This is a genomic window from Exiguobacterium sp. A1_3_1 (assembly GCF_048985645.1).
GTDB classification, from domain to species: domain Bacteria; phylum Bacillota; class Bacilli; order Exiguobacteriales; family Exiguobacteriaceae; genus Exiguobacterium_A; species Exiguobacterium_A indicum.
Genome location: NZ_WBYY01000121.1, coordinates 1 through 9,985, shown reverse-complemented (window position 1 = coordinate 9,985; position 9,985 = coordinate 1). Strand labels below are relative to the sequence as shown.

Annotated in this window: 12 protein-coding genes and 1 pseudogene; 11 read left to right on the top strand and 2 right to left on the bottom strand. The window is 45.0% G+C overall.

The genetic code is table 11. The features are described from left to right. A partial coding sequence (locus tag F8N00_RS12665; RefSeq protein ID WP_421018341.1) for a nitric oxide synthase oxygenase occupies window positions 1-638 on the bottom strand: 638 nt, incomplete at its 3' end. A 187-nt stretch (window positions 639-825) separates the two neighbouring features. Here F8N00_RS12665 and F8N00_RS12660 point away from each other — a divergent pair. Next, entirely contained in the window at window positions 826-1,683 is an 858-nt protein-coding gene (locus F8N00_RS12660) for a YihY/virulence factor BrkB family protein (protein ID WP_023466934.1), read from the top strand. A gap of 50 nt (window positions 1,684-1,733) precedes the next feature. On the opposite strand, the gene F8N00_RS12655 is transcribed toward F8N00_RS12660, so the two are convergent. Next, the gene (locus F8N00_RS12655; protein ID WP_421018340.1) at window positions 1,734-2,582 is read right to left on the bottom strand and encodes a sulfite exporter TauE/SafE family protein; all 849 of its coding nucleotides are present in this window, start codon (window positions 2,580-2,582) and stop codon (window positions 1,734-1,736) included. Between the two features lie 115 nt (window positions 2,583-2,697). On the opposite strand from F8N00_RS12655, the gene F8N00_RS12650 reads away from it, so the two are divergent. The 10 genes and pseudogenes from F8N00_RS12650 to F8N00_RS12605 form a co-directional block, all read left to right on the top strand. After that, a complete protein-coding gene (locus tag F8N00_RS12650) occupies window positions 2,698-3,546 on the top strand; it encodes a LysR family transcriptional regulator (RefSeq protein ID WP_421018339.1) in 849 nt (282 codons plus the stop codon). Window positions 3,547-3,690: 144 nt separating this feature from the next. Next, window positions 3,691-3,954, top strand: coding sequence for a metal-sensitive transcriptional regulator (locus F8N00_RS12645; protein ID WP_023466936.1), 264 nt, complete (start codon window positions 3,691-3,693; stop codon window positions 3,952-3,954). A 55-nt stretch (window positions 3,955-4,009) separates the two neighbouring features. Continuing rightward, window positions 4,010-4,489, top strand: a complete 480-nt coding sequence (locus F8N00_RS12640) for a DsrE/DsrF/DrsH-like family protein (RefSeq protein ID WP_023466937.1) — start codon at window positions 4,010-4,012, stop codon at window positions 4,487-4,489. Between the two features lie 22 nt (window positions 4,490-4,511). Next, a complete protein-coding gene (locus F8N00_RS12635) occupies window positions 4,512-4,871 on the top strand; it encodes a rhodanese-like domain-containing protein (RefSeq protein WP_421018338.1) in 360 nt (119 codons plus the stop codon). Window positions 4,872-4,896: 25 nt separating this feature from the next. Next, window positions 4,897-5,193 (top strand): rhodanese-like domain-containing protein, encoded by a 297-nt coding sequence (locus F8N00_RS12630; RefSeq protein WP_023466941.1) that lies wholly within the window; start codon window positions 4,897-4,899, stop codon window positions 5,191-5,193. 28 nt (window positions 5,194-5,221) lie between these two features. Then, window positions 5,222-5,797, top strand: coding sequence for a sulfurtransferase TusA family protein (locus tag F8N00_RS12625; RefSeq protein ID WP_064300579.1), 576 nt, complete (start codon window positions 5,222-5,224; stop codon window positions 5,795-5,797). 35 nt (window positions 5,798-5,832) lie between these two features. Further along, on the top strand, window positions 5,833-6,969 hold the full coding sequence (locus F8N00_RS12620) for an MBL fold metallo-hydrolase (protein WP_064300580.1): 1,137 nt from the start codon (window positions 5,833-5,835) through the stop codon (window positions 6,967-6,969). 43 nt (window positions 6,970-7,012) lie between these two features. Beyond that, window positions 7,013-7,240: a sulfurtransferase TusA family protein gene (locus F8N00_RS12615; RefSeq protein WP_023466945.1), complete on the top strand. Its 228-nt coding sequence runs from the start codon at window positions 7,013-7,015 to the stop codon at window positions 7,238-7,240. Between the two features lie 185 nt (window positions 7,241-7,425). After that, the gene (msrB, locus tag F8N00_RS12610; protein WP_023466947.1) at window positions 7,426-8,526 is read left to right on the top strand and encodes a peptide-methionine (R)-S-oxide reductase MsrB; all 1,101 of its coding nucleotides are present in this window, start codon (window positions 7,426-7,428) and stop codon (window positions 8,524-8,526) included. Between the two features lie 145 nt (window positions 8,527-8,671). After that, window positions 8,672-9,985 (top strand): annotated as a pseudogene (locus F8N00_RS12605) (peptidase S8); the annotation flags it as partial.

Genomic DNA, 9,985 nt, shown 5'->3' with positions numbered 1-9,985 from the left:
ATCTCAAGCTGCATGTCGGCAATCATCGGCACAGCATACCAGCGGACTTCGCGACCACCGAACAGGTCAAAGTCAGGATGTGTGATGCTGACTTCGAGCACGAGCTCATCTGGAATCGGATGCAGGCTGACTTGTCCATCGAGTTCAATCAAGAGGGGCAGGATATCAAAGGGTGTACGCGCTCCGGTCCAGCCAAGTGCTTCACATTGTCGCGTCAGTTGGATCGAAGCCGGATCACCGATGATTCCTGCTGCGGTTTCGTAACCAGCGTAGCGGATCAGTTGGTGATTATGTAGCCGGACACGTGTCGGATGGAAAATCGTGATCGTCGAGCGAATTCGTCCCTCGTTCGTCGCGAACCGGATATGCTCAAATAACGCGTCGCGGACCGCTTCAACGGTCAATGCATCCCGCGCGTCAAAGACATGGAGTTGTTCCCAAAAGAGACGTCCGACACATCGGTTACTGTTCCGCCAAGCGAGCTTCGCGCCGAACGCGAGCTCGGAAGCCGTCTGTTCGTACGTTCCTGTCGTTTCAATCGACCGGATGACTTCTTGCTGACGTCCGGCCATTTCGGGGTATTGCTCTATATAAGAAGTAAAGAAGCGTTCTGCTTCGATTTGAATGAGTGAGTACACGAATCGAAATCCTTTCTGAAAAACAAGCACGATACAATCTCTGTTCCTAGTGTACCCCGCGCAGAACCGAAGCGCCAAACTTGAATGATGTATAAGGTTGTTATAAGTTCAAAAGACTTCCAAAAGTTTAAAGGAGGTATGAAATGGGGGATAGTGTAGAGAATTAGTTGAAAGTGAGGAAATTTGTATGTCTTTAATCAAACCTGTATTTGCCCGTTTTTTTGGTGAAGCCTTTTTTGATAAATCGGCTCAGCTCGCCTATTATTTGATGTTGTCCTTATTCCCGTTCTTATTATTCGTAGTTGGGATCGTCTCGTTCTTACCGTTTACGTCCGATAACGTACTGGATTTAATTCGACCGTTTGCTCCGGCAGAAACGTACGATTTGATTCAGCGGAACGTCGTTGGAATCTTTGATCAAGGCGGCTTTAAACTTGCCTCGATCAGTTTCCTTGCTGCCTTTTGGCTTGCTTCGATGTCGGTCCAGTCACTTGTCCGCTCGTTGAACGATGCGCTCGAAGTGACGCGAAAAGCACCATTTTGGCGCGGACTGTTGCAAGACTTCGCCTTTACGATCGGGATGATGATCATCTTACCAATCTCATTGATTGTTCCGATTTCAGAAAAGTTAACACGGCGTTTCATCAACCACTTTGCAATCGTCGCTGATTTCGTGACGAACTATTCGTGGATTTGGTTCTTATTCCGCTGGGGACTCGGGACGTTGTTCTTACTTGTCTTTTTCATCTTATTGTATCGGATTTTACCGAGTGTCCGACTGACGGTTCGTCAAGTACTCCCTGGAGCTATTTTTGCGACGATCGCTTGGCAAGTCGTTTCGGAATTCTTCTCTTACTATGCCGAGTTCGGGAGTTACGATCGTCTTTACGGTCAGCTTGCCGGAATCATCGTCTTGATGACATGGTTCTATTTATCTGCTGTCGTCCTGATGTTAGGGGGACTAATGAATGCAGAACGCATGCGTCAGAAAAAAGAAGCAAAAATCATGAAACCACAAAAAATCAAAGAAGAAAGCGTACGTTAATCATTGAGCACGCACAAAAGCAGCTGACGATGTGTCAGCTGCTTTTTCATTTAGACCGTTTTAAGAATCCGGTAACCGAAGACGCTTAACAGGCTGAGTGTGAACAAAGCGAGTAAGACGAGTGACAGATAGGGAAGACCGAACACTTTGACGATGACGCTTAAGGCGACGACGCCATAAAAGATTCCTAACGTCTTTTGAACGAACGGTTCATTGAAACGATGCAAAAGTGAAGCACCGAGTGGTGAGCCGATGAACGCACCGATGATTAAAGCAATCCCGAGTGATAACGGAGCGCTGGTTCCGGAAGCAATATAACTCGTCACTCCTCCAAGAACGATCAATGTCGCAGAGGCGATACTCGTTCCGATTGCTTGTTTGAGCGGAAAACGAACCCATCCGAGCAAGAGAGGCGTCAACAAGAATCCACCGCTGACCCCCATCAATGACGAGAGGATTCCGGCAGCAAGTCCGATGACGGCGAGCTTTACGATCGAAGCATCATAGACCGGAAAAGACGGACGTTCCTTGGAACGGGGACGAAGGAACTGAATCGAAAAACCAATCAGTAAAACGATGTAGAGACTCGATAATACGACATCAGCACCAGCATGACGCTCGAGCCAAAAGACAATTGGTGTGATCAACGCAGAACCGATGATGCCGGACAGACCAATAATCCCGGCATCACGAAAACGGAATGTTTTTAATCGAAGATGTGAAAGCGTGCCGGTCACAGTCGATCCGAGTGTCAGCAACAGACTGAGGACGATCGCGGTGCTGGCTTCATAGCTGAGAATCAATAAAAGTGGGGTCAGGATAATGCCGCCACCGATTCCGAAAAAGCCGGAGAGTATACCGATGGTTGCTCCTAACAAAATAAATGAGATATACATCATGAAACAGTCCTTCTTTCTAATACGTGATACCTTGAGTATGAAAGAGGAATACAAGATTATAAAAATGAATTAATGATATATAAATGATTATGAAATGTAATAAGGAGGGGTATTGTTGAAATTAACTGAACTCAGAACGTTCGTCACACTCGTTGAAACACGTCACTTTACGAAAACAGCGGAACAGTTATTTCTGTCGCAACCGACGGTCAGTGTTCACGTCAAACGACTAGAAGAAGAGATCGGACATTCATTGTTAATACGTGATTCATTCACAATAGGGGTCGAGGTATCGGAAATGGGCTGGATTGTCTATCGCCATGCAAAAGAAGTTCTTTTCCAGCTCGAACAGATGCAGTCCCAGCTGGATGAATCGGAAGGTGTCTTCCGCGGAACCTTACGGATAGGAGCAACGCATACGATTCACGAAATGTTGCTCGATGACATGATTCATCTGTTTTCAAGCGCTCATCCCGAGGTATCACTAGATATCCAATTAATGAATCACGATCAAGTGGCAGCAGCCTTAAGACATCGTGAGATTGATCTCGGGATGATCGAAGGAGAGCTGACACTTGATGGGATCAAACAAATCGTCTTTGCGAAAGATCAACTGCACATCATGGGTGCGGCTCATCTTTCGTTAAACGATGCAACGTGGATCGTTCGCGAAGAAGGATCTGCATCCCGCTATGCGCTCGATCGTTGGCTAGATGCTTCGTCGATCGTTCCCGCACGAACGATTACAGTCGATGCCAACTATTTAGTGCGTCAACTTGTTTTTAATGGGAGTGGCATTGCAGCATTGTCGGAACGACTCGTCACGTCTTTCCCGTCCGAGTCCTTTACGCTTCATGCGAAAGGGATTTCTAAACGAACGTTTCGCTACCTGTTACCAGAGAAGATGCCGACTCGCCTTGCAGAACATTGGATCACTTTTTTACAGGCGAATTGGAGAGGTTAAATGTAAAAAGATTTCCGGACGTTCTACAATGGCGATAAAATCGGAAATCTTTTTCGTTGACTTATACCCCTGTAGGTATTATTGTATGAAATGTACCAACGAGGTATGACGTATGTCACATTTAAAAAAGGAGATGGACTTCATATGGAAAACGGTTATGAAGATCGCATCATTCATCGGATGAATCGGATTGAAGGACAAATCCACGGAATCGTTCGAATGATGAAAGAAGAGGCGTCTTGTAAGGATGTCGTTACACAACTGAGCGCGACACGTAGTGCAATCGATCGCGTCATCGGTCTCGTCGTCAGTGAAAACTTGATCGACTGTGTCCGTCAGGATGATGCGACGGAAAATCATGAACAAGCCGTTGCAGAGGCTGTTCAACTCTTAATGAAAAGCAGATAAAATTTTTTACGAATTAATATACCCCTTAGGGTAAAAACTTGGAGGAATTACGTTCATGTCAGATACGAAAAAAACAACCATCGTTTTATTTAGTGGAGAGTACGACAAAGTAATGGCAGCTTATATCATTGCCAACGGTGCAGCCGCATACGATCACGAAGTTACGATTTTCCATACCTTCTGGGGTTTGAATGCGATGCGTAAGGATGAACCGATCCAGCCGGATAAAACATTCCTTGAGAAGATGTTCGGTAAGTTCATGCCACGCGGTGCTGATAAGATGCCACTCTCGAAAATGAACTTCGGTGGTGCAGGTCAAAAAATGATTAAAAACGTCATGAAGAAGCACAATGCGATGCCACTTCCAGACTTAATCGAATTAGCGAAAGAACAGGATGTCAAACTCGTCGCCTGTACGATGACGATGGATTTACTCGGTTTGAAACAGGAAGAATTACACGACGGGATTGAGTATGCAGGTGTTGCCGCCTACCTCGCCGATGCGGAGAACGGAAACGTCAATCTATTCATCTAATGATCTGAAGGAGGAATGACGCATGGATATACTATCGATCATCTTGTTGCTCATCGTCGGCTATCTCGCTTATAAGATGTTCGCCCCAACAAAAGGCGTCAAACAAGTGTCGACCACGGAACTGAAGCCGTTACTAAACGACCGCAAACGATTTTATCTCGATGTTCGGACACCGGCAGAATTCAAAGGCAATCACATCAAAGGATTTAAGAACATTCCATTACAAACGCTAAACAGTCAACTGAATCAAATCCCGAAAGACAAAGAAGTGATCGTCATCTGTCAAAGCGGGATGCGAAGCAAACAAGCCGTCAAAGTACTAAAAAAAGCTGGTTATTCAAATGTCACGGAAGTCCGTGGCGGAATGAATGCCTGGCGCTAAATCGAATCAAGAGGAGGAATTGAACATGAAACGCATGACAGCAACAGAAGTACAGGAAAAAATCGAACGTGGTGAACAACTGAACGTCATTGATGTCCGGGAAGTCGATGAAGTCAAAGAAGGAATGATTCCGGGAGCGATCCATATTCCACTCGGATTGATTGAATTCAAGATGAACGAACTCGACAAGAAAAAAGAGTATGTCATGGTATGCCGTTCTGGTGCGCGCAGTGGTCGCGCAACGACATATCTCGAAGGACAAGGATATGACGTGACGAACATGGATGGCGGCATGATGTCGTACGAAGGCGAAACGAAATAATACCCCACACCGTAAAGGAGCGAATTGTATGACTAGGATTAAATCAGATATCGTATTGGACGCTAAAGGTCTCGCTTGTCCGATGCCGATCGTTCGGACGAAAAAAACGATCAAGACGTTAGAACCTGGACAAGTCATCGAAGTCCAAGCGACGGATAAAGGATCAACTGCAGATCTCCGTGCCTGGGCAAACAGCACCGGCAATCATTATTTAGGCACGATTGAAGAAGGCGAAGTGCTCCGTCATTACGTTCGGAAATCAACAGGTGATGTCACGGAACCAGCAGCATTCGCTCAAACCGTCGATAACGCAACAGTCGAAGCAGCACGTCAAGACGACTCGATCACGGTACTTGATGTTCGTGAACAAGCAGAATATGCCTTCGCCCATGTACCGGGAGCCATCAATATTCCGTTAGGCGAACTGGAGACACGCCATGCAGAACTGGATTCAAATCAGACGATTTATGTCATCTGCCGGACAGGTAGCCGAAGTGACATGGCATGCCGACAGCTCAGTGACAAGGGGTATACGGTCCACAATGTCGTACCGGGTATGCAGGAATGGGCGTCTGAGACGACGACACTCGTTTCAGCGAAATAATACAACAGCGTAAAGTAGAGGAGGAACGAGTAGATATGGCACAAGCAATGACAGCCGCACAAGTTACAAAAAAAATCATTGGACGTGAGTCTCTGTTCATCTTAGATGTCCGGAATGAGGATGCGTTTCAAGATTGGAAAATCGAAGGAGAGAACTTCAAGTACCTCAACATTCCGTATTTTGAATTGTTGGATGGTGTCGAGGAGATTCTCGATCAGCTTCCGACGGATCAGGATGTTCTCGTCGTTTGCGCAAAAGAAGGTTCATCGATTTTCGTCGCCGATATGCTAGAAGAAGCAGGACGAGACGTATCGTATCTGTCAGGCGGTATGAAAGCATGGAGTGAACATCTAGAACCGATTTCACTCGGAACGCTGAACGAAACAGGAACTGATCAAGGCGAAGTCGTTCAGTTCGTTCGAATCGGTAAAGGGTGTCTCTCGTATATGGTCATCTCAGAAGGAGAGGCCGTACTCATCGACGCGACACGAATGACAGATGTGTATTTGGATTATGCCGCATCACGCAACGTCACGATTAAGCATGTGTTTGATACACATCTTCATGCGGATCATATTTCTGGAGGACGCGACATCGCCGAAAAAACAGGCGCGACATACTGGTTGCCGCCAAAAGATGCGACGGATGTCACATTCGATTATGCACCACTTGAAGACGGTAGTACGGTTCAAGTGGGGGATACAGCGATTGAAGTACGCGCTCTTTATTCCCCGGGACATACGATTGGATCGACTTCATTCATCGTCGATCAGCGTTATTTATTGACAGGTGATATCTTGTTCATCGACTCGATTGGTCGTCCGGATTTAGCCGGTCTCGCGGAAGACTGGGTCGGTGACTTACGCGATTCGCTCTACAACACGTATCGTGATCTTTCACCAGAATTAATCGTCTTACCGGCACATTTCATGATCATTGAAGAATTGAACACGGATGGTAGTGTAGCGGAAAAATTAAGCATCTTGCTTGCGAACAATCATGGTCTCAACATCGACGATGAAGCAACATTCCGGAAAATGGTCACAGAGAACCTGCCGCCACAACCGAACGCGTATCAAGATATCCGTGAAACAAACATGGGGAAACAGACACCCGATCTTGAAACACAACGGGAAATGGAAGTCGGACCGAACCGCTGTGCGGTACGCTAAGCCGATTCATAACGAACATCAAATCATTCAGGAGGAATACAACATGAAATCAGAACTCGTACTCGACGCAAAAGGACTTGCTTGTCCGATGCCAATCGTAAAAACAAAAAAAGCCATCGCTGGACTCGAATCAGGTCAAATCCTTGAAGTCCATGCAACGGATAAAGGGGCAAAAAACGATCTTCAGGCGTGGGCGACATCAGGTGGTCATGCACTCGTCAAACATGAAGAAGAAGCAAGCGTCCTAAAATTCTGGATTCAAAAAGGTTAATTTTCGAAAAGAGTCGATATGAGGCTCTTTTTTTTGTGGAGAAACACACAAGAACTCTACATAGTATTGAATGTGCTTCTTTTGAGCACATGCTACGACAAGACGGTATTAGCGCGGTACAGTTAAATAAAAGAACATCCAATCGACGTCATGCGACGTAAGCTAAATAAAGGAGGCGAAGGGAGATGAAGAAACGAATGTGGACGATTTTATCAGTCATCGGTCTCATCGTCATCATGGTCGGGGGATACTTCGTGTTCCAGCAACAGCAAGCAAAATCAAGTGGCAGTAAGGAATTGAGTTATCAACCGGAAGAGACAGCGATTTTAGCTGGAGGATGCTTCTGGTGTATGGAGCCCCCGTTCGAAGAATTAAAAGGAGTCAAGTCCGTCATTTCTGGTTATACGGGCGGTGATGTTGAAAATCCGACGTATAATCAAGTGTCAGCGGAGACGACAGGTCATCGGGAAGCGGTATTGATCACGTTTGATCCGAACGTCATCTCGTACAAGCAATTATTAGATGTCTACTGGCGCCAGATTGATCCGACGGATGCAGATGGTCAATTCGTCGATCGTGGTGAGTCTTATACAACGGCGATTTTCTATACGAATGAGAAACAAAAAGAAATCGCAGCACAATCGAAACAGGATTTAGAGAAACAACAGATCTTCGATGATAAAATCGTCACACCGTTGATTGCGGCAGGTCCTTTTTATGAAGCGGAAGCATACCATCAGGATTACTATTTGAAGAGTGAGAAGAAATATAAGTTTTACCGGGCAGCTTCTGGACGCGACGACTTCATCGATCGCTACTGGAATGATCAACCCAAACTCGATCTTCCAACCTATCCAAAATTATCAGACGCAGAAATCAAAAAGAAATTAACCGCCATCCAGTATAAAGTGACACAAGAGGATGGAACGGAGCCAGCGTTTGATAATCCGTATCACGATTTGAAAGCAGACGGGATCTATGTCGATCTGATTTCTGGAGAACCACTGTTTTCATCAAATGATAAATATGATTCGAAGACAGGATGGCCGAGTTTTACGAAACCACTTGAGCCAGGTAATATCATTGAGAAAAGTGATTTTTCAATCGGCATGAAACGGATGGAAGTCCGAAGTCGACATGGAAATGCCCATCTTGGACACGTCTTCTCGGATGGTCCAGAGCCAACAGGGCTTCGGTATTGTATGAACTCAGCCGCCTTACGTTTTATTCCGAAAGAGGACTTGAAACAAGAAGGATACGGCGAATATGTAGCAGATTTTAAATGAATGGAGTCAGACGCATCGTGTTCTTTAGAACATGATGCGTCTTTCTTTCAAAATTGTAAGATTTCACTATAAATTAATTATCCATTTTATCCATATACTGTTTATAATCAAATTAAAGTATATCCATTTTGAAGGAGGAGCATGTGTGAAGAAACTGATGATTTGGGTCATGCTGAGCTGTTTAGTTTTAACGCTCGGCGTAGGACCAACTACTGCAAAAGCGGAGACCGCTCTTGCAAGCGCAACACTTTTACAAGCAGGACAAGAAACGACACTTAAGACCGGAATGGAAGAAAAAAATACATATTGGTACCGTGTCAATCATGAAGCAGGTGTAGAAAAAACAGCGTCACACTTTGAGTTATCAATCGATACGGATCAACCTGTTCAAGTGACAGCTTACCCGAGCGAAGCGATGGCAGCTGAAGATGATACATTTGATCGTTACCGGACAGAAGCAGAACCGAATGAAAAAGCAACGACAAAATTAGCCGTTCCATATGCATGGGATGGACCGTATTATGTCAAAGTCGAATATTACCCGAACATCGAAGAGGGGAAAACGACAAAAGCAGCAAACGTTAAGCTGACATACAATAACGTCAAATTAGCTGTCGAATATGAGCCAATCAGTGATATTAGCTGTATGGCAGAAGAAGCATTAAAACAAACAAAAGAAGAAAAACCAATGCTTGCTCTTATGCACTCGATCCAAAAACAGGTATTGAGTCAATCGGACGCAGGTCGTGCCTTGACGTCGCTTTATTACAAAACATCGCCTTACGTTGTCAAAACGCTTCTTTTCAATAAAGATAAGCGTCAACAAGCGTACGAAGATTTAAAAACATTGAAACCTGCAATGGAGGCACTCGTACGTGGAACATCGTACACGCTGACAAAGACAGATCAACAAGCCGTTGACCGTCTTTATACATTATCACGCGATGCATCGCCTGCTGTGATTGCAGAAGAAATCGATGGATATGCCAAAAAAATGAAGATATCTGAGATGAGCGGCAGTACGTTAGACGATACGTTCGGAACATTAGGGATGAACATTCAGTCAAAAGAAACTACGCGATTCATCGTTAAGTTAAAGCCAGGGAAAACAGTCAGTTCGATGAAAATTGCTGGAATTCAATCAGCAGATGTTGAGCGTTTACCGCTTGGTAAAGCTGGTGATTTCATTGTAGTGACAGAAGATCCAACGGTGAAGGGACAATCAGCGTCAGCATTAAAGCAATCGATTGGTCGCTCATCAGCAGTCGAATATGTGGAAAAGATTCAAACTTACAAAGCAACAAGTGATATCAATTTTGATTACCAATGGGCCATCAATAAGAAAACAGTCTTCGAACAGTTCCCGAATGTTGGAATTGGTTTTGAGGAGTTCCAAAAACGATTTAGTGGGAAAAAATTAGCACCTGTCAAAATTGCGGTCATCGATACAGGTGTTGAT